The organism is Serratia sp. NA_13, from assembly GCF_052691735.1.
This window is the reverse complement of the sequence record NZ_JBQZFV010000004.1, coordinates 1-19,137: the sequence shown is the minus strand read 5'-3', so window position 1 is coordinate 19,137 and position 19,137 is coordinate 1. Positions and strand designations below refer to the sequence as shown.

Annotated in this window: 17 protein-coding genes; 7 read left to right on the top strand and 10 right to left on the bottom strand. The window is 54.8% G+C overall.

Annotation, left to right across the window (positions count from 1 at the left end; genetic code table 11):
- Window positions 1-26 precede the first annotated feature (26 nt).
- Window positions 27-947 carry an oxygen-dependent coproporphyrinogen oxidase gene (gene hemF / locus ACUTSU_RS08525; RefSeq protein ID WP_445652460.1) on the top strand — a complete coding sequence of 307 codons (921 nt, stop codon included), beginning with the start codon at window positions 27-29 and terminating at the stop codon, window positions 945-947.
- Window positions 947-1,402, top strand: a complete 456-nt coding sequence (locus tag ACUTSU_RS08520; RefSeq protein WP_182824430.1) for a YaiI/YqxD family protein — start codon at window positions 947-949, stop codon at window positions 1,400-1,402. The genes hemF and ACUTSU_RS08520 overlap by 1 nt, the downstream gene beginning before the upstream one ends.
- A 17-nt stretch (window positions 1,403-1,419) precedes the next feature.
- Here ACUTSU_RS08520 and ACUTSU_RS08515 read toward each other — a convergent pair whose 3' ends face one another.
- The 4 genes from ACUTSU_RS08515 to ACUTSU_RS08500 all read right to left on the bottom strand — a co-directional run bounded on the left by ACUTSU_RS08515 (window position 1,420) and on the right by ACUTSU_RS08500 (window position 7,737).
- Window positions 1,420-3,663, bottom strand: a complete 2,244-nt coding sequence (locus ACUTSU_RS08515; protein WP_445654024.1) for a TonB-dependent receptor domain-containing protein — start codon at window positions 3,661-3,663, stop codon at window positions 1,420-1,422.
- A gap of 130 nt (window positions 3,664-3,793) precedes the next feature.
- Window positions 3,794-5,917 (bottom strand): S9 family peptidase, encoded by a 2,124-nt coding sequence (locus ACUTSU_RS08510; RefSeq protein WP_445654023.1) that lies wholly within the window; start codon window positions 5,915-5,917, stop codon window positions 3,794-3,796.
- A gap of 77 nt (window positions 5,918-5,994) precedes the next feature.
- Window positions 5,995-6,759 (bottom strand): TonB family protein, encoded by a 765-nt coding sequence (locus ACUTSU_RS08505; protein ID WP_445654022.1) that lies wholly within the window; start codon window positions 6,757-6,759, stop codon window positions 5,995-5,997.
- Window positions 6,760-6,897: 138 nt separating this feature from the next.
- Window positions 6,898-7,737 carry a ChaN family lipoprotein gene (locus tag ACUTSU_RS08500; RefSeq protein ID WP_445654097.1) on the bottom strand — a complete coding sequence of 280 codons (840 nt, stop codon included), beginning with the start codon at window positions 7,735-7,737 and terminating at the stop codon, window positions 6,898-6,900.
- Between the two features lie 191 nt (window positions 7,738-7,928).
- Here ACUTSU_RS08500 and mmuP point away from each other — a divergent pair, with 191 nt between their 5' ends.
- Both mmuP and mmuM read left to right on the top strand, forming a co-directional pair.
- Entirely contained in the window at window positions 7,929-9,338 is a 1,410-nt protein-coding gene (gene mmuP / locus ACUTSU_RS08495) for an S-methylmethionine permease (RefSeq protein WP_445652464.1), read from the top strand.
- Window positions 9,328-10,266, top strand: a complete 939-nt coding sequence (gene mmuM, locus ACUTSU_RS08490; RefSeq protein WP_445652465.1) for a homocysteine S-methyltransferase — start codon at window positions 9,328-9,330, stop codon at window positions 10,264-10,266. Before mmuP ends, mmuM begins: the two co-directional genes overlap by 11 nt.
- A gap of 47 nt (window positions 10,267-10,313) precedes the next feature.
- Here the strand turns inward: mmuM and maeB are convergent, their stop codons facing one another.
- From maeB to ACUTSU_RS08465, 5 genes are all read right to left on the bottom strand, one after another.
- Window positions 10,314-12,593 (bottom strand): NADP-dependent oxaloacetate-decarboxylating malate dehydrogenase, encoded by a 2,280-nt coding sequence (gene maeB / locus ACUTSU_RS08485; RefSeq protein WP_445652466.1) that lies wholly within the window; start codon window positions 12,591-12,593, stop codon window positions 10,314-10,316.
- A gap of 159 nt (window positions 12,594-12,752) precedes the next feature.
- The gene (gene lysC, locus ACUTSU_RS08480; protein WP_445654021.1) at window positions 12,753-12,917 is read right to left on the bottom strand and encodes an Rz1-like lysis system protein LysC; all 165 of its coding nucleotides are present in this window, start codon (window positions 12,915-12,917) and stop codon (window positions 12,753-12,755) included.
- Window positions 12,907-13,290, bottom strand: coding sequence for a hypothetical protein (locus tag ACUTSU_RS08475; protein ID WP_445652467.1), 384 nt, complete (start codon window positions 13,288-13,290; stop codon window positions 12,907-12,909). Before ACUTSU_RS08475 ends, lysC begins: the two co-directional genes overlap by 11 nt.
- Window positions 13,287-13,688 (bottom strand): M15 family metallopeptidase, encoded by a 402-nt coding sequence (locus ACUTSU_RS08470; protein WP_445652468.1) that lies wholly within the window; start codon window positions 13,686-13,688, stop codon window positions 13,287-13,289. Before ACUTSU_RS08470 ends, ACUTSU_RS08475 begins: the two co-directional genes overlap by 4 nt.
- Complete coding sequence (locus ACUTSU_RS08465) at window positions 13,678-14,004, bottom strand: phage holin, lambda family (protein WP_445652469.1); 327 nt, start codon at window positions 14,002-14,004, stop codon at window positions 13,678-13,680. Before ACUTSU_RS08465 ends, ACUTSU_RS08470 begins: the two co-directional genes overlap by 11 nt.
- Window positions 14,005-14,299: 295 nt before the next feature.
- On the opposite strand from ACUTSU_RS08465, the gene ACUTSU_RS08460 reads away from it, so the two are divergent.
- Entirely contained in the window at window positions 14,300-15,799 is a 1,500-nt protein-coding gene (locus tag ACUTSU_RS08460; RefSeq protein WP_445652470.1) for a glycosyl hydrolase family 18 protein, read from the top strand.
- Window positions 15,800-15,896: 97 nt separating this feature from the next.
- Here ACUTSU_RS08460 and ACUTSU_RS08455 read toward each other — a convergent pair whose 3' ends face one another.
- The gene (locus ACUTSU_RS08455; RefSeq protein WP_445652471.1) at window positions 15,897-16,838 is read right to left on the bottom strand and encodes a LysR family transcriptional regulator; all 942 of its coding nucleotides are present in this window, start codon (window positions 16,836-16,838) and stop codon (window positions 15,897-15,899) included.
- Between the two features lie 404 nt (window positions 16,839-17,242).
- Here ACUTSU_RS08455 and ACUTSU_RS08450 point away from each other — a divergent pair, with 404 nt between their 5' ends.
- Both ACUTSU_RS08450 and tal read left to right on the top strand, forming a co-directional pair.
- Window positions 17,243-17,836, top strand: coding sequence for a lytic polysaccharide monooxygenase (locus ACUTSU_RS08450; protein ID WP_445652472.1), 594 nt, complete (start codon window positions 17,243-17,245; stop codon window positions 17,834-17,836).
- A gap of 284 nt (window positions 17,837-18,120) precedes the next feature.
- Complete coding sequence (gene tal, locus ACUTSU_RS08445; RefSeq protein ID WP_445652473.1) at window positions 18,121-19,071, top strand: transaldolase; 951 nt, start codon at window positions 18,121-18,123, stop codon at window positions 19,069-19,071.
- The last annotated feature ends 66 nt before the right edge of the window (window positions 19,072-19,137 follow it).

Genomic DNA, 19,137 nt, shown 5'->3' with positions numbered 1-19,137 from the left:
CAGTCAGACGCTGTGAATTATCACGTATGAGTTTATCGACCATCGCAGAAGTAAAATCCTTCCTGCTGGCGCTGCAGGACCGCATCTGCAGCCAGTTGGCCCAGGCCGACGGCAGCGCCGTTTTCAACGAAGACCGCTGGACGCGTGAAGAAGGCGGCGGTGGCCGCAGTCGGGTGTTGACCGACGGCGCGGTGTTCGAACAGGCGGGCGTCAACTTTTCACATGTCTCCGGCGCTACCCTGCCCGCTTCCGCTACCGCGCATCGCCCCGAACTGGCCGGGCGCAGCTTCCAGGCGATGGGCGTCTCGCTGGTGATCCATCCGCGCAGCCCCTACATTCCTACCAGCCACGCCAACGTGCGCTTTTTCATTGCGGAAAAACCGGGTGAAGAACCGGTGTGGTGGTTTGGCGGTGGCTTTGATCTGACGCCGTTTTATGGCTTTGAAGAAGACGCCGTTCACTGGCACCGCACCGCCGAGCAGCTGTGCGCGCCCTTCGGTGAACAGGTCTATCCCAAATACAAAAAGTGGTGCGACGACTATTTCTTTATCAAACACCGTAACGAAGCACGCGGCATCGGTGGCCTGTTCTTTGATGACCTGAACACCCCGGACTTCGCCACCTGCTTCGCCTTTACCCAGGCGGTGGGCGAAGGCTTCCTCGAGGCCTATCTGCCAATCGTAGAGAAACGCAAAACGCTAAGCTGGGGCGATCACGAGCGCCAGTTCCAACTGTATCGTCGCGGCCGTTACGTGGAATTCAATTTGGTCTGGGATCGGGGCACGCTGTTCGGCCTGCAAACCGGTGGCCGTACCGAATCCATCCTGATGTCGATGCCGCCGCTGGTGCGCTGGGAATACAACTATCAACCGGCGGAAGACAGCCCGGAAGCGGCGCTGTACCGTGATTTCCTGCCGGTGCGCGATTGGCTGAAGGAGCCGAAATGATGCAGATTTGGGTTGATGCGGACGCCTGTCCCAACGTAATCAAAGAAGTGCTGTTTCGGGCGGCAGAGCGCACCGCGATGTCGGTGACGCTGGTAGCGAACCAGCCATTGAGAACGCCGCCGTCAAGGCACATCCACACCCTGCAGGTGGCGGCCGGATTTGACGTGGCGGATAACGAAATCGTGCGACGCTGCGAGAAAGGCGATCTGGTGATCACCGCCGATATCCCGCTGGCAGCGGAAGTGATAGAGAAAGGAGCGGTGGCACTGAACCCACGTGGTGAACGTTACACCCCAGACACCATTCGTGAGCGCCTTAACATGCGTGACTTTATGGACACCCTGCGCTCCAGCGGTATCCAGACCGGCGGCCCGAATACGTTGAACCAGCGTGACCGTCAGCAGTTCGCCAACGAGCTGGACAAGTGGCTGCAGCAGGCAAAACGGGCGCAGTAATTGCGCCCGCATCCCGTTTAGAATCGCACCTCGCCGCCAAAGATATAGGTTCGGCCACGAGCAGTGTTGGTCGGTGAGAAATCCCGTGACTGTGATGGCATCGCGTTCATCTTGTTCAATGCATCGGAATAGTCTTTGTCCATCAGGTTCTGCACGCTGAATTTCAACAGCAGATTGCGGTTGAATTGATAGGTACTGTACAGATCGATAACGGTCGGGATATGCGGCACAGGCTCTTTCAACAACTGCTCATTCTCATCAACGTTATAATCGGGAGAAAGGCGCACAGCCTTGCCGGTGTATTTCACCAGCCCGCCCAGCGTCAATTTCTCATCCAGCAAACGCACCCCCGTATCCAGCGTGAAGTACAACTCCGGTAACTCGCTAATGTCACCGGCACCGAACACATTGCTGGCCTGATTTGTCGGCTGACTGGTGTGCTCCTTGCTCAAAGACAGTTTGGTGTAGGCGAAACCGGCGTCGTACATCGCCTCTATTTCCACCCCACGCGACCTGACTGGCTCGTAAGAGTTGCTGTACATGGTCATGGCGACATTCACATCGGCGTTATCCCATTCCTCTTGGCTGGTCTGAGCACGATGACATTTTTGGCGATTGCTACACACCATGTAGCTCTGGCTGGAAATGTAATTTTTGATTTTCGACTCAAAATACACTGCCTTGAGCTGGAAACTGTCCTGTTTAAACAGCAGGTCATGAGCATTGGCGTTAAAACCCGCCTGATAGGTTTCTGCCGTTTCCCCCTTAAGGAAAGGGTTCATCGACTGCCCGCCGCTGTTGGCGAAGAACACTTCCTGAATATTCGGCCCACGCATCGATTTGTTGTAACTGATGAACGGCTGCAGCCACGGTGTTACCTGTGCGGACAACATCACCGCCGGGTTAAAGCCGTGCTCTTTCAAATTGATGTTGCTGGCCCCCTGCGGGAAACATTGCACCCGATCATCACAGGCCGGTTTATAGCCGGAGATATCATAGGCGCTGTAGCTCAGGTCAAAGTTACCCTGCCAGATGCCGTAATTAAGCTGCAGTCCACTGTAAAGGCTGGCTATATTTTGTTTGCCTGCAATGCCCACCGGCGAGCTTTCCGCCTGACTCTCGTCTGTCACCAGCCCGGAGGCGCGCTTCTTGTATTCATTGCGGATCAGCTTGCCGCCGTAACTGAAGGCAAAATCGACCTTCTGCAGGCTGAAACGACTGGTATTATTTACGTCCAGTGCGTCAGAGATATTCCTTGCGGTGCTGTCGCTGAATCCCGCCATATTATCGGACATAAACTGCTGTTCGCCCCGGCTGGTACTGGCGGTCAGATTAAAATCAATCAGCTCTGAAAACGGGGCGTAATGATATTTAATATAAAAGTCATTGCTGTCGATATGGCGGCGGGTGATCTTGTTCTGGTAAGTTCGGGCCGACAGTTCAATGCTATTGAAAGCGTCGGGTTTAATATCCACTTTAAATAACTGAGATTTGGGATTCTGACGATAAGTTTTATCGACATTAAACTCTTCACTGTCAAACCCTGAACCGTTCTTATAATTAGAGGTGATCGAACTGCCGCTGATAGCCGCCATGACTCCCAGACTACCGCCGTCGCCGAATGCGTCGGTTTTTCCACCCACAGCGATCATACCGCTGCGGCCAATACCGTTATTGCCTACAGAAAACTTGGTGCGCACGCCAAAGGGGTTATCCGAAAACACCACGTCATCAACGCCAATCGTGCGGAAGTTGGCACTGCCCGCCAGTGCATTGACACCGGCGGCCCCTGTCGCATTACCGCGTGCCACATCAACGCCGACGATAAAGTTAGGATCGATCAGCGCACCAAACTGGCTCGTGGGCAAACCGCCATGCGCCGCGTCGCTGGGTGAACTGCCATAGTAGTTCTGAGTGATGCCATCGATCATGGTATTAACGCGGCCAAAGCCGCTCATGCCACGGATATTAACGCTGACCGCCCCCTGGCCTGGGTCTATCTGGGTATAGGTACCCGGCATGCTGCGCAGAATGCTGTCCACCGACTCCAGATTTTTATTTTCCCCGCGTGAGCTGAAAGCACCGGGCTTTTCCAGCGCTTCTTTTTCACTGCTACTGTTACTGCTCTCTGCCGCCGAAACATTCAATGGGCTGAAAACGACCTTGCCCTTTCCCTCTTCAACCCCGTTCTGCGCTGCCGTCGCCACCCCGCTCAGTGCTATTCCCGCGCCGATCAGGCTTACTATTAATTTGATTTTCATATATCCCCAGAAATTGCCAAAAAGATTTGGTGGCCGACAATGCCCAGCAAAAAGCCGCCGAAATAGACGGTAAATTGATTTTTTATAGTTTTAATAAACCGTCGAGTTTATTACCCGACGGTGATAGTGGTTATTTCTGTGTTTTCTGATCCATCGCCATAATAAAGCTGTATTCCAGCGCGCTATTTTCCAGCCGCGTCAGGCGGCCCGATTTTCCGCCATGGCCGGCCGTCATATCGGTCGCCAGCAGCAACACTGAATCGCCCTGTTTAAAACGACGCAGTTTGGCGACCCATTTGGCCGGTTCCCAATATTGCACCTGCGAGTCATACAGGCCGCTGGTGACCAGCAGGTTCGGATAGGCGTGTTTATCTACGTTGTCATACGGGCTATAGGACTTGATCAACTCATAAGCCTGCGGCTGATTGGGATTGCCCCACTCTTCGTATTCACCGACCGTTAGCGGAATGCTGTCGTCCAGCATGGTAGTCAGCACATCCACGAAAGGCACCTGTGCCACCACCGCGTTATACAACTGCGGTGCCTGATTGATCACCGCCCCCATCAGCAGCCCGCCAGCACTGCCGCCCATGGCATAAATGCGACCCGGCTGGCCATAACCCTGTTGGATTAGTACCTGGGTAGCGTCGATAAAGTCACTAAAGGTGTTTGGCTTATGAGTCAACTTGCCCTGCTGATACCAGTTCTGCCCCAACTCGCCGCCACCGCGCACGTGGATCAGCGCATAAACGAAACCGCGATCCAGCAAACTAATGCGGTTGGCGCTAAAGGCCGGATCCATACTCATGCCATAGGCACCATAACCGTACACCAGCAGCGGGCTGTGTCCCGGTTTGAACATGGCTTTGTTGTAGACCAGCGAGACCGGCACCTTCACACCGTCACGCGCGTTAATCCACACCCGCTCGCTGTAGTACTGACTGGGATCCACCCCCTTCACTTCCTGCTGTTTCAGCAGGGTGCGCTCGCCTTTGTTGAGCTCCCATTGGTAGGTGCGGGTTGGCGTCGTCATCGCCGAATAGCCATAGCGTAGCTGCTGGTTGTCCGGATCCGGGTTATAGCCCAGCCAGGCCATATAACTGGCGTCATCGAACGGAATACTGCGCTGGGTTTTACCGTCCCAACTGATTTGCCGTAGTTGCACCAGACCATCAGCACGCTCCTTCACTACCAGCCAGTCGCGAAACACCGTGAAACCTTCCACCTCGCGTTTTTCCTGCGGTGCTATCAGCGTCTGCCATGGCTTGCCGACTGTCGCGGTCTGGTACAGGCCAAAATGCGGGCTTTGGTAGTTGGAACGTAGATAAAACTCACCACGATAGTGATCTAAATAATACTCGAGGCCGTTCTTACGTGCGGCGAACAGCACCGGAGTGCTCAGGGGTTGATTGGCGTCAATCAGCCGCGCCTCGGAAGTGGTATTGCCGCTGACGGTAATAATGACGTAGTCGCGCGAAGAAGAGCGACCCAGGCTCAAATAGAACCCGCCATCATTTTCCTGATATACCAGCTTGTCGTCCGCTACCGGCGTGCCGGACTGGTGGCGATAAACCTGATAGGGCAACAGGGTTTGCGGGTGGTTGCGAATATAAAATAGCGTCTTGCCGTCATTGGCCCACGCCATGTCACCGGAGGTGTTTTCAATCACTTCCGGCGCCCATTTTCCGCTATCTATCTCACGCAGCGAAATACGGTACTGCCTGCGCCCCTGCAGATCTTCAGCGATCGCCATCTGCTGGTTATCCTGGCTTATCTCCATCCCACCCAGACGATAATAATCCTGCCCCGCCGCACGCTGATTGGCGTCCAGCAAGGTTTGCCACGGTGCATCAGCCGTCAGGGCCTGGCGCTGATACAGGGCAAAGTCTTTACCTGCCGCATAGCTTTCCTGATAGCGATACCCATTCAGTTGGTAGGGCACCGAGCGATCTTCCGGATTGATGCGGCCCAGCATTTCCTGATACAGCGTATCGCGCAGTTTTTTATACGGCTGCATCATCTGCTCGGTATAACGGTTTTCCGCCGTCAGGTAATTCAGCACCTTTTTATTCTGCCGGCTGTCATCTCGCAGCCAATAATAATCATCCACCCGGGTTTCGCCCTGGGCAGTTAATTGATGCGGGATAATCTCGGCGCTGGGTGCCAGCGGCTCCGCCCTGGCGGTCTGGCCCAATAAGCTCAATGAAATCATGGCATAGATGGCCGTTCGGCCCGACAGAAGTGGATGTTTCATAATCCCTCACGATGGTTTGGCATCAGCAGCCCCGCCCTTTGGTTAGGTAAATAAAAAGCCGCTGCTCATAGAATAAATTATTGGCCTGCGTTCAGTGCCGCCAGATTGAAATCGATGGGCATCCTCACCTGTACCTTGCCCTGCCGCAACATTTCGACCGGCGGTGGCGGCAATGGCTGCGCCCGCATGACCACGGCCAACGCCTCACGATCCAGCGAGGCAGTGCCCGACGGGGCATGCAAGGTCAGATCGAAAACCCGCCCCTGTGCATCCACAGAAAAAGACACCTGCGGCATGCCACTGCGGCGGCGGCGCTGGGCGTCCGGCGGATAGCGTTTGATGCGGTTTAGCATTCCCTTGACCCTGCTTTCCCATGATAGCTTGACCTGTTCGTTGCTTGCGGAATCGCTGTTCAGCGGTGCGGCCGTCTGCCGGGCGATGTTCAAGGCTTTCGGTGCAGCAGCGCTAGAGGCAGCGGCACGCTTAACCTCTTTCACCTGCTGTTCCGGTTTTGGCTGGGCTTTTTGCGGGGGTCGGTGTTCGGTCCGCTTTTTCTCAGCCACGCTAATCTTGGTCTTTTCGGCCCGCGCCAGCTTAGGCAAATCAGGTTGATCCTGCTGTTCGGCAGGTTGCGCCGCAGCAGACTCGGCCTGTTGCACGCCCAACGGCAGCGGCTTGGGGCTTTCCGGTGCTTCAATCTGCGCCGCCCAACTCATCATCACCGCCGGTGGTGGTAACTGCATCGGCGGCAACGATGTGGACGGCCAATAAAACAGCAGCACCAGCGCCAGATGTGCCGCTAGGGCACATAAAAATCCGCGCGCCCAGCGCGGCTGTGGCATTGAGGCGACCGGATAAGATAAAGACTGACTTAACATAGGGATATTAGATTACTTAATTACGAATGATTTTAGATCTCATTTGCTAATGATAATCATTTATAATTTGTATTAACAGTTCTTTTCACCCTATTAACCTAATCATTTAACCGCTGGGGTAACCCACAGGTAATCCGCTACCTGCTTATCGACCTGTACACCGGGCTCAACCAGCATCAACACCGCCGGCAAGGCGGTCGGCTGCAGATCCTGCACGTGCAACGGCACCCCCACCGATTTTGAAGCATGATAGCCGCCGGCAATCAGTAGCGTCGGCATCGGCGCGGCCAGCAGACGTTCAGCCATACGCCGATCGCGTTGCTGTTGGATCGCCAGCATGGCGTGCAGCTGTTGAGGTTCAATTTTCCCACCGTGCGACGTGCGAATCGTTTCCTCCAGCGCCTTCTGCACCGCTGGGCGCACCGACAGTTGGCCATCTGGAAAAACCGGCTGCTGATAAAACGCTATGATTTCATCACGATCAAGGTTGGCCGCCCAGAGTGGGTACGGCGCGCGCATCGCCGCCATCGTCAAATCGCCATACAGCGACCATTTCCAGCCGGGTTGCCAGTCAATCAACTCCGCCACCCGACTGTCACGCACCGCCGGATTACCCTGTAGCCACTGCTTCACCTGACTCACCTTGGCCTGTTGACTCGGGTTAATCATCTCCATCAGTACGCTGCCCTGCGGCCGCTGTTGCGGTAAGTTTTCCACCAGCCACAGTTCTATCCGGTGGTGGTACGGGTTGTCATGTTTTTCCCCGACGATAACCCGTGGCTGAGCGGCCAATCGGCTCAGCAATTGCTCTGGTGACAAACTTTCGCCACTGCGCAAGTCGGTAATCTCCCCCAGATTATCAAGGCTATTTTTCGGCGAGGAAACCGGGGCCTGACTGCAGGCACCCAGTGCCAGCGCGGCCAATAAAATCAAAAATCTCATCATGCTGCCCTTGTAATAAAAGTGGCGACATTATAGATAATAATTATCATTTGCATATATAACCCCCCTTTCCTGAGACGCTGATAACGGTTTTTGCTTTATGGTTTCCGCTCACACATTGATTTCGTGAAGTATTGCGGGTATAACCGATAGCCATTTAGCTGTTTAGACGTCTACACGGATAGAATATTATGCACTCAGCCGTTCCTGCCGATGGGCAGTTCAAACGCACCATGAAGGCCCGACATCTGGTGATGCTGTCGTTGGGCGGCGTGATTGGTACCGGGCTGTTCTTCAACACCGGCTATATCATTTCCACTACCGGTGCTCTTGGCACCCTGCTGGCCTATCTGATCGGCGCATTGGTGGTCTATCTGGTGATGTTGTGCCTGGGTGAACTGTCGGTGGCGATGCCGGAAACCGGCGCCTTCCACGTCTATGCATCGCGCTATCTTGGCCCGGCCACCGGTTACACCGTCGCCTGGCTGTACTGGCTGACCTGGACGGTAGCACTGGGCTCCAGCCTGACCGCCGCCGGTTTCTGCATGCAGTATTGGTTCCCGCAATCACCGGTGTGGCTGTGGTGTTTGATATTCTGCGCGGCGATTTTCCTGCTTAACGTGGTCACGACCCGCTTCTTTGCCGAGAGCGAATTCTGGTTCTCACTGATCAAGGTCGTCACCATTCTGGCGTTTATCATCCTCGGCGGTGCGGCCATGTTCGGCCTGCTGCCGATGAAAGACGGCACGCCAGCGCCCTTCCTGCATAACCTGACTGCTTCCGGCTGGCTGCCGAACGGCACACTGCCAATCCTGATGACCATGGTGGCAGTGAATTTCGCGTTCTCCGGCACTGAGCTTATCGGCATTGCCGCCGGTGAAACCGAGAACCCGGAAAAGGTGGTGCCCTGGGCGATACGTACCACAGTGATCCGCCTGATGCTGTTCTTTATCGGTACGGTATTTATTCTGGCCGCGTTGATCCCAATGGATCAGGCCGGGATTGTCAAAAGCCCGTTTGTATTGGTGTTTGAACGTATCGGGGTGCCCTATGCCGCCGATATCTTTAATTTCGTGATCCTGACCGCCATTTTGTCGGCTGCCAACTCGGGCCTGTACGCTTCGGGGCGCATGCTGTGGTCGCTGGCCAACCAGCGCACCCTGCCAGCCTATTTCTCCCGCGTGAATAAACGCGGCATCCCGATTAACGCACTGACCTTCAGCATGCTCGGCGGCGTACTGGCATTGCTGACCAGCGTGATCGCCCCGGACACGGTGTTCGTGGCGCTGTCAGCGATTTCCGGCTTTGCGGTGGTGGTGGTCTGGTTGAGCATCTGTGCCTCGCACTTCGCTTTCCGCCGTCATTATGTCCGCAGCGGCCAACCCATTTCCGGTCTGAAATACCGCGCGCCGGGTTACCCGTTAACACCGATCGTCGGTTTCACCCTGTGCCTGCTGGCCTGTGTCGGGCTGGCGTTCGATCCGGAGCAGCGCATTGCGCTTTACTGCGGGTTGCCCTTTGTCGCCCTGTGTTACATCACCTATTATCTGACCCGCCGTGCCGGGCAAAAAACGTCTCTGGGAGAGAATCATGTCGGTTAACAATCCTGTCGCCACACTCTTGGGTGCCCACCCTACGCTGATTTTAGACGGTGCGTTGGCTACCGAACTGGAAGCCCGCGGCTGTGATTTGGGCGACCCGCTGTGGTCGGCAAAAGTGCTGATTGAAAACCCTGAGCTGATTTATCAGGTACACCTCGACTATTTCAACGCCGGGGCGCAGTGCGCCATCACCGCCAGCTATCAGGCCACGCCACAAGGCTTTTTACGCCGGGGGCTGGATCAAGCGCAGTCACTGGCGTTGATTGCCAAAAGCGTGCAACTGGCGCAGCAGGCACGCCGCGACTATCTGGCGCAGCACCCGCAGGCTTCCCCCTTATTGGTTGCCGGTTCGGTAGGGCCGTATGGTGCTTATCTGGCCGACGGGTCTGAATATCGCGGTGATTACTCACTGCCGCAAGAGGAGATGATCGCCTTCCACCGCCCGCGTATCCAGGCGTTGGCTGAAGCTGGGGTGGATTTACTGGCCTGTGAAACTCTGCCATCCTTCAGTGAACTGCAGGCGTTGCTGACGTTGTTGGAAGAGTTCCCCACCTTGGGTGCCTGGTTCGCTTTCACCTTGCGCGACAGTCAACACCTCAGCGATGGGACGCCGCTGACCGAGGTCATGGCTCTGCTGCACGCCAATCCACAGGTGCTGGCGATAGGCATTAACTGCATTGCGCTGGAAAATGTGGCCCCGGCACTGCAACAGTTTGTCGCACTGACTGACAAGCCGCTGCTGGTCTATCCAAACTCGGGTGAGCACTACGACGCGGTAAGTAAAACCTGGCATACCTGTGGGGGTGCATACGGCAGCCTGATTGATCAAATTGGCGAATGGCAACGCATCGGCGCCAGGCTGATTGGCGGCTGTTGCCGCACGACACCGCAGGATATCCGCCAGATCGCCGCACGCTGCAAGGCATAAAAAAGCCTCCTGCGCCGAAACGCAGGAGGCTGGTTGTCACTCAAGGCTTATAGCGGTGTGGTTTGCGCCTCTACCACAGCCAGCGCCACCATGTTGACGATGCGGCGTACCGAAGCGATTGGCGTCAGGATATGTACCGGTTTCGATACCCCCATCAGCACCGGCCCCACGGTAACGCCTTCGGAAGAAGATACGCGCAACAGGTTGTAGCTGATCCGCGCCGCTTCCATATTTGGCATGATCAGCACGTTGGCCGCCCCTTTCAGCGGGCTGTCCGGCATCAGATCATTACGGATGCTTTCCACCAGCGCGGCATCACCGTGCATCTCACCGTCAATCACCAGTTCCGGTGCCATCTTGTTCACCAGTTCCAGCGTTTTGCGCATCTTGCAGGCCGCCGGGTTATCGGAAGAGCCAAAGCTGGAATGAGACAGCAGCGCCACCTTAGGTTCAATCCCGAAACGGCGCACGGTTTCCGCCGCCATCAGGGTGATTTCTGCTAGTTGCTCAGGGGTTGGATCGTCATTGACATAGGTGTCGGCAATAAAGGTGTTGCCGCTTGGCAGCAGCAGCGCATTCATCGCCCCGGCGACGTGTGCTCCTTCGCGGAAGCCAAACACTTTCTCGACCACGTCGTAATGCTCGTGATAGCTGCCGATGGTGCCGCAGATCATCGCATCCGCCTCGCCGCGATGCAGCATGATCGCCGCAATCAGCGTTGGGTTACCAATCACCGCACGACGAGCCTGTTCCTGCGATACGCCACGACGCTTCATGATCTGGTAATACTCGCCCCAGTATTCGTTAAAGCGTGGATCGGACTCGTTGTTCACCACTTCAAAGTCTTTACCCGGTGTCAGTTGCAGGCCGAGTTTTTTCAGCCGCATTTCAATCACGCTCGGACGACCGACCAGAATGGGATAGGCCAGCCCCTGCGACACCAGTTCCTGAGTTGCATGCAGTACTCTTTCCTCTTCCCCTTCCGCCATCACCACGCGCTTCATCTCTTTTTTCGCCTGGGAGAAGATAGGTTTCATGAACAGGTTGGTTTTGTAGACAAACTCGGACAGTTTTTCGACATAGGCGTCAAAGTCTTCGATTGGACGTGTCGCCACGCCCGAGTCCATCGCCGCTTTGGCAACCGCCGGAGCGATTTTAACAATCAGGCGCGGATCGAAAGGTTTTGGGATGATGTATTCAGGACCAAATGACAGGTCCTGGTCACCATAGGCCGAAGCCACCACGTCGCTCTGTTCCGCCAGTGCCAGATCGGCAATCGCATGCACGCAGGCCAGCTTCATCTCTTCGTTGATGGTAGTGGCGCCCACGTCGAGCGCGCCGCGGAAGATGAACGGGAAGCACAAGACGTTGTTCACCTGGTTCGGGTAGTCGGAACGGCCGGTACAGATAATGGCGTCCGGGCGCACGGCTTTCGCCAGCGGCGGCAAGATCTCCGGTTCCGGGTTGGCCAGCGCCATGATCAAGGGATCCCTGGCCATGGTTTTCACCATATCCTGGGTCAACACGCCCGGACCGGAACAGCCGAGGAAGATATCGGCATCCGGGATAGCATCCCCCAGAGTACGCTGGCCGTTGTCTTCAATGGCGTAGGCCGCCTTGGTTTGTTCCATGTTGGCATCGCGACCTTTGAAGATCACCCCTTTGGAGTCGCAGACGGTAATGTTCTGCTGACGCAGCCCCAGCGCCACCAACAGGTTCAAACAGGCAATTGACGCCGCGCCGGCACCGGAAACCACCAGTCGCACGTCGGAAATATTCTTTTTCACTACCCGCAGGCCGTTCAGCACTGCAGCGGTGGTAATAATGGCGGTACCGTGCTGATCATCATGGAATACCGGGATCTTCATACGCTCACGCAGTTTCTGCTCGATGTAGAAACACTCCGGCGCTTTGATGTCTTCCAGATTGATGCCGCCAAAGGTGGGCTCCAGCGCGGCGATGATGTCGATCAGCTTGTCAGGGTTTAGCTCATCGACTTCGATATCGAAAACGTCGATACCGGAAAACTTCTTGAACAGCACGCCTTTCCCTTCCATTACCGGCTTACCGGCCAAGGCACCGATATTGCCCAGTCCCAGCACTGCCGTGCCGTTGGAAATGACCGCCACCAGGTTGCCACGCGCAGTATATTTATAGGCCGCCAGCGGGTCGGCAGCAATTTCCAGACAAGGGGCTGCAACACCCGGCGAATAGGCCAGCGCCAGATCGCGTTGGGTGGCCAGCGGTTTGGTTGGAGATACCTGGATCTTCCCTGGGACCGGATATTGGTGAAAATCAAGCGCACTCTGTTTGAGCTGTTCGTCCATTGTAGGTTCCTATGTTTTTTGCTTTTATGTTGAGGTAAGGCTAGACCAGTATAGTGAGAGAAACGTCACAAACTTTGAACCGGGCCATAACCTTGATCGAAATAGTTTTTTAAAAGTAAAAAAAGAAGTACCACAGGACGGAAAAGAAAAACACTGCCGTCAGTGCGACGGCAGTTGGGCACGCCAGGCATTGAGCGTCGCCACCCGGCCTGCGCAAATTTGTAACGAGGTTTGTAGTGCCAGCGTATAACTCAGCGCATCGCCCCAGGTGTTACCCAGCAGCTGCGGCTGCTTGCACGGAGTAAACACCGATTCAGGGGGCAACAGCACCACCGGCGCTGTCGTCTGCGAGGGTTGGGCGCAGGAGCTCAATAACAGCATCAGGCATAGGCTGCCCAGCACAGGCATCATTTTTAATCGCATCACGGTATTTCCTCTGGTAAACGTCGCTTTGCTGGCGCAACAGCTGTTCCTGCTGCTGTTGGGCCGCCATCAGCACCCGGTTCTGTGCATCCTGGGTTTGCAACGTAGCAATCAACCCCGCCTGCTGCGCCAGGGTCTTTTGCTGTTCGCTTGCCTGCTGTCGCACCAGATCCAGCCGATGCGACAACAGCGAGCTATAAGCGGCCAGGCAGATGGCTGCCAACAGCAGCAGCAGCAATCCCCCCTGCGCCAACCGGCTTATCCAGGCGCTCATGCCGGGTAATCCCTGAAGGAAAGTTGGAAGTGTGGCCCGTCCTTCAGCGTTTTCCATTCCCCCCCCCACTCAACGTTAACCGCGCATTCGCGTGCCGCACGGCGCACCGCCACCGCGATTTGCGCGTAATAGTCCCATTCCCACGACACCACGCCCGCCGGCATCGCCACCACGTCCACCGCGTGGCCGGTTAAATGGCGACTTTTCAGCGTCTGGCTTTGACCAGCCCGAACCAGATCGCGTTGACGCGCCATGGTACGCAGCCCTTCGGTGATGGAAAACGGCACCAGCGAGTACTGCAACGCCAGCCGTATCACCCGCACCAGATCCGGATGAACCCCCACCAAATTCGCCTCACTGCGTGCGGTAAACCGAATATCTTCAATTTCATTTATCATTTTTAAGCCCCGTTTTTTTTCCTATGATTTTTTTAATTAATGCGCTGATATAATCGGCCCCAAGAAAGCCAATCAGTACACTGGCAAGATTCGCCCACTTTAATTCCAGTCCGGTCAGCGCTAATGCATCCCGTACCGTCCAGGCCAATAATGCGCACATGCCGGCATTTAATAGCCGGCGCCGCATACCTACGTTGCGGTAAGCGCCGTGCAATAACGCCATGATGCCCGCCAAAATGGCATTCATCACCGGCTGAAGATACTCACATGCTCGCTCGATAATTAAGCCAACAGCGTCTGGCTCTAAGCTGGACATAGCTGAACTCCTATTTTATTTTAATTAACTGCCAATCACGGCCGGTGGAATATCGGTACCATCAGAATCTAGTTAAGGATGCTATAACAAAGCAAATGAATAAATACAGCCTCTAAGTTCAAATTGATTCATGCTCAGCCATGGCACAACAAGCCTTGGAAAATAACGTACCGAACGATAAAAAATTCATCTTTACTGTGATTTATTTCGACTTCTATTTATCAGGAAAATAAACATTAATAGCGGAGAGAGAATGGCTCTCAATAACAAAAAACCGCAACCTTGGAGAAATACCATGTCCGAACGTAAAGCCGTTATTGGTTATTATTTCATTCCGACCAACCAAATTAATAACTATACCGAGTCTGATACTTCAATAGTGCCCTTCCCGGTGTCCAACATCACACCGGCCAAAGCCAAACAGTTGACCCACATTAATTTCTCGTTCCTCGACATTAACGCCAATCTGGAATGCGCCTGGGATCCCGCCACTAATGACGCCAAGGCGCGTGACGTGGTCGGCCGGCTAACCGCGCTGAAGGCACACAACCCCAGCCTGCGGATCATGTTCTCCATCGGCGGTTGGTATTACTCCAACGATTTGGGGGTTTCCCATGCCAACTATGTCAACGCGGTGAAAACCCCCGCAGCGCGGACCAAATTCGCGCAATCCTGCGTCCGCATGATGAAAGACTACGGTTTTGACGGCGTGGATATTGACTGGGAATATCCGCAGAGCAGTGAAGTGGACGGTTTTGTCGCCGCGCTGCAGGAGATCCGCACCCTGCTGAACCAGCAAACCCTGGCTGACGGCCGCCAGGCGCTGCCTTACCAGTTGACAATTGCCGGTGCCGGTGGTGCTTTCTTCCTGTCGCGTTACTACAGCAAGCTGCCGCAGATCGTCGCTTCACTCGATTACATCAACCTGATGACCTACGATCTGGCCGGCCCATGGGAGAAAATCACCAACCACCAGGCGGGACTGTTCGGCGACAGCGCCGGACCCACCTTCTATAACGCGCTACGTGAAGCCAACCTGGGCTGGAGCTGGGAAGAACTGACCCGCGCCTTCCCAAGCCCCTTCAGCCTGACGGTAGATGCAGCGGTGCAACAGCACCTGATGCTGGAAGGTGTGCCGAGCAACAAGATCGTCATGGGCGTGCCGTTTTATGGTCGTGCGTTCAAGGGCGTCAGCAGCAGCAACGGCGGCCAGTACAGCAGCCACAGCACACCGGGGGAAGATCCGTTCCCGGGCACCGACTACTGGCTGGTGGGTTGCGAAGAATGTGTCCGCGACAAGGATCCGCGTATCGCCTCCTACCGCCAACTGGAGCAAATGCTGCTCGGCAACTACGGCTATCAGCGCCTGTGGAACGACAAGACCAAAACTCCGTACCTGTATCACGCGGCCAACGGCCTTTTCGTTACCTATGACGACGTCGAAAGCTTCAAGTACAAGGCGAAGTACATCAAGCAGCAGCAACTGGGGGGCGTGATGTTCTGGCATCTGGGCCAAGATAACCGTAACGGTGATCTGCTGGCGTCGCTGGACCGCTATTTCAACGCGGCGGACTACGATGACAGTCAACTGGATATGGGCACCGGCCTGCGTTATACCGGCGTTGGTCCGGGTAATTTGCCAATCATGAGCGCCCCGGCCTATGTCGCCGGTACCACCTATAACCAGGGAGCGCTGGTGTCTTATCTTGGCTACGTCTGGCAGACCAAGTGGGGCTTCATCACTTCCGTACCCGGCTCGGACAGCGCCTGGCTGAAAGTGGGCCGCGTGGCATAACGGCAAGTTGGCGCATTAAAAAACCCCGGGGCCGATGGCAACGGGGTTTTTACTGCATTAAAGGTTTAATTTTCGCATCCCTTCGTGGTCAATTCCCTCAGTTGTTACACCAAGGGTAACCCCCATCACGTATCACTTCACGCCCCATCAGGCTAAAGACGTCGCTCTTGCGCGTCAGCCGTTCGTGCCACCAGCTAAATCCGGCGCCCTTGCTGGCCGGGTGCCAGGCCAGCCAAATCATTTCGTCACCTTTTTGCATATCGACCGGTACCGTCACCAGTTCACCACTCGCCAACTCTTTTTCTATCAGCGCCGGTGGCAGAAAGCCATGCCCAATGCCGCGCTTGAGGAGCGCCAGCTTGCTTTCGACGTCGCACACCACCAGTTGGCGCTGCAACGGCATGGTACCGTGATTGCGCTTGGGCAACTCGTGGCTGCTGTCGGCTATCACCACCACGATATCGTTCAGCCGCTGGTTTTTGTCCACCGGCTTTTTCTGCGCCGCAAAGGGATGCGAAGGTGAAACGCACAACACAAAATTCAGCTTGCCGAGCATCAGCGTCTTGGCCTGCACGCTGTCCGGGATCTGGCCAATGGCGATAATCAAATCCGCCCGGTTGTTCTTCAGAGCATCCCAGGTGCCATTCAGCGCTTCACGCTGTACCGCAATGTTGGCATTCGGGCTGTGTTGGATATAGTCGCGGATATCCTGGGTGATAGTTTCCAGTGGAAAGAAATTATCGACAACGATGCGAATATTATTATCGAATTTTGGGATGTTTCTCACCCTGTTCTCCAGATCCTGCACCGCATTTAAAATCCAGCCGCCTTCCTGCAGCAGGAATTCCCCTTCATCTGTCAGGGTAATCATCGGGCCATTACGATGAAAAAGTTTCACGCAGAGTTTACTTTCAATATTGGAGACCCGATAGGATATCGCCGAGGGTGTTTTATGTAATGCCTCCGCCGCCATTGAGAAAGAGCCGGTATTTTTTATGGTGCTGATTATTTTAATCGCATCCAGGGATAATCTAGTCATACAAATTCCTCTTTGAAATAAAATAAGAAAAAATTGACACTAAATTCCCAAGTGGTTGGCGCGTAAAAGTCGTTCAAGTCACACAAGAGTAAGTAAAACCACAAGCAATATACTCCATATCGGAGAGCGCCATCTGAAAGACTATTCATCAATCCTTTAAATAAAATTCATCATGGCGCCGTTTTTTAGACAGCAGCGTTTAAATAAATTCAACCCAAAAAAGAAAGACAATCATCATAATAATTTTAGTTAATAGCCTATAAAACATTCCATCCTGACGACCGAGACTAAGAGTAAAAATAAAACAAGCCGCCAAGAGTGATGTTTTTAATTTCGTTAATAACCTCTCATTTCACCGGTGAAATAAACCCGATTTACAATACAACTTCAGTCAGGAGTGACTTATGAACAATACTTCCCGTACCCTCATGTCCCTTGGTCTGCTGAGCGCTGCACTGTTCGGCGTCTCGCAACAGGCTGCCGCCCATGGCTATGTCGAAACCCCGGCCAGCCGTTCCTACCAATGCAAGCTGCAACTCAATACTCAGTGCGGCAGCGTGCAATACGAACCGCAAAGCGTTGAAGGGTTGAAAGGCTTCCCACAGGCCGGTCCGGCAGATGGGCATATCGCCAGCGCCGACAAATCCACCTTCTTCGAGCTGGATCAGCAAACCCCGACCCGCTGGAACAAAATCAACCTGCACGCCGGTGCCAACTCCTTCACCTGGACGCTCACTGCTCGCCATAGCACCACCAGCTGGCGTTATTTCATTACCAAGCCGAACTGGGATGCCTCGCAGCCGCTGACCCGTGCGTCGTTTGACCTGACGCCGTTCTGCCAACAGGATGACCATGGTGCGATCCCGGCAGCGCAGGTCACCCACCACTGCAACATACCGGCAGATCGTAGTGGTTCGCACGTGATCCTCGCCGTGTGGGATGTGGCAGATACGGCCAATGCCTTCTATCAGGCAATTGACGTTAATTTGACTAAATAATAAGGAGGGGGAATACCGCAGGGTTCAGCCGGGGCTGAACCCTTTTTTATTGTCCGTCGTCTCTATAAACCTGGTTTTTCTCATCAAGGCCCCGCATTCTTACCCCCCTACAACGGCCACAAAGCCGCAGTCTGCCTGGCTTTGGAGGGGATCCATCGTTCTTATCCATTGCAACAATCAGAAAAAGCGCATTTTAATCGGCAGGCTTCTGATGCAGTGTGTGCAACCTACGATGGAAAACGTTCTCATTTCCCTACATTGACGTTTGGTCAAGGAGCTTATAAATGAATCAACTCGATGCACTCAAGCAGCTAACCACGGTTGTAGCCGACAGCGGCGATATCGAATCGATCCGCCAGTTCGAACCGCAAGACGCCACCACCAACCCTTCACTGATCCTGAAGGCCGCTGCACTGCCTCAGTATAAGCCACTGATCCTCGAAGCCCTGAGCTATGCCCGCCAGCAAGGCGGCAGCAAAGAAACCCAATTGATTAATGCCTGCGACAAACTGGCGGTCAACATCGGCGTCGAAATCCTGAAAAGCGTACCGGGTCGCATTTCCACCGAAGTGGATGCCCGCCTGTCCTTCGACCGCGGTATGTGCGTAGCCAAGGCGCGCAAACTGATCGCGCTGTATCAGCAACAGGGCATTGATAAGTCACGTATTCTGATCAAGCTGGCTGCTACCTGGGAAGGCATCAAAGCCGCTGAGGAGCTGGAAAATGAAGGCATCAATACCAACCTGACGCTGCTGTTCTCTTTCGCCCAGGCCCGCGCCTGTGCCGAAGCCGGCGTGTTCCTGATTTCACCTTTCGTTGGCCGTATCTATGACTGGTATCAGGCTAAACAGCCTGCGGCTGACTACGACGCCGAGCAGGATCCTGGCGTGAAATCAGTGCGCAACATTTATGAATACTACAAACAGCACCGTTATCAGACGGTGATCATGGGGGCCAGCTTCCGCAAGGTAGAGCAAATTCTGGCCCTGGCCGGTTGCGATCGCCTGACCATCGCACCAAACCTGCTGGAACAACTCAAGCAAAGCGAGCAACCGGTCGAGCGTAAATTGACGCCATCCGCCGAAGGTTTCCATCAACCAGCTCCGCTGGCCGAGGCTGAGTTCCGTTGGCAGCACAATCAGGACGCCATGGCGGTTGAAAAACTGGCCGAAGGTATCCGCCTGTTCGCCGTTGACCAGCAGAAGCTGGAAGACATGCTGGCCGCCGAACTGTAATCACACTGGAGTAAAACATGTCCTCTCGTAAAGAGCTTGCCAACGCCATCCGCGCACTCAGCATGG

Bases quoted from the DNA above. Each gene is read 5' to 3' on its own strand.
- hemF (WP_445652460.1), top strand. From the start codon at position 27: ATGAGTTTATCGACCATCGCAGAAGTAAAATCCTTCCTGCTGGCGCTG.
- ACUTSU_RS08520 (WP_182824430.1), top strand. From the start codon at position 947: ATGCAGATTTGGGTTGATGCGGACGCCTGTCCCAACGTAATCAAAGAA.
- ACUTSU_RS08515 (WP_445654024.1), bottom strand. From the start codon at position 3,663: ATGAAAATCAAATTAATAGTAAGCCTGATCGGCGCGGGAATAGCACTG.
- ACUTSU_RS08510 (WP_445654023.1), bottom strand. From the start codon at position 5,917: ATGAAACATCCACTTCTGTCGGGCCGAACGGCCATCTATGCCATGATT.
- ACUTSU_RS08505 (WP_445654022.1), bottom strand. From the start codon at position 6,759: ATGCCACAGCCGCGCTGGGCGCGCGGATTTTTATGTGCCCTAGCGGCA.
- ACUTSU_RS08500 (WP_445654097.1), bottom strand. From the start codon at position 7,737: ATGAGATTTTTGATTTTATTGGCCGCGCTGGCACTGGGTGCCTGCAGT.
- mmuP (WP_445652464.1), top strand. From the start codon at position 7,929: ATGCACTCAGCCGTTCCTGCCGATGGGCAGTTCAAACGCACCATGAAG.
- mmuM (WP_445652465.1), top strand. From the start codon at position 9,328: ATGTCGGTTAACAATCCTGTCGCCACACTCTTGGGTGCCCACCCTACG.
- maeB (WP_445652466.1), bottom strand. From the start codon at position 12,593: ATGGACGAACAGCTCAAACAGAGTGCGCTTGATTTTCACCAATATCCG.
- ACUTSU_RS08475 (WP_445652467.1), bottom strand. From the start codon at position 13,290: ATGAGCGCCTGGATAAGCCGGTTGGCGCAGGGGGGATTGCTGCTGCTG.
- ACUTSU_RS08470 (WP_445652468.1), bottom strand. From the start codon at position 13,688: ATGATAAATGAAATTGAAGATATTCGGTTTACCGCACGCAGTGAGGCG.
- ACUTSU_RS08465 (WP_445652469.1), bottom strand. From the start codon at position 14,004: ATGTCCAGCTTAGAGCCAGACGCTGTTGGCTTAATTATCGAGCGAGCA.
- ACUTSU_RS08460 (WP_445652470.1), top strand. From the start codon at position 14,300: ATGTCCGAACGTAAAGCCGTTATTGGTTATTATTTCATTCCGACCAAC.
- ACUTSU_RS08455 (WP_445652471.1), bottom strand. From the start codon at position 16,838: ATGACTAGATTATCCCTGGATGCGATTAAAATAATCAGCACCATAAAA.
- ACUTSU_RS08450 (WP_445652472.1), top strand. From the start codon at position 17,243: ATGAACAATACTTCCCGTACCCTCATGTCCCTTGGTCTGCTGAGCGCT.
- tal (WP_445652473.1), top strand. From the start codon at position 18,121: ATGAATCAACTCGATGCACTCAAGCAGCTAACCACGGTTGTAGCCGAC.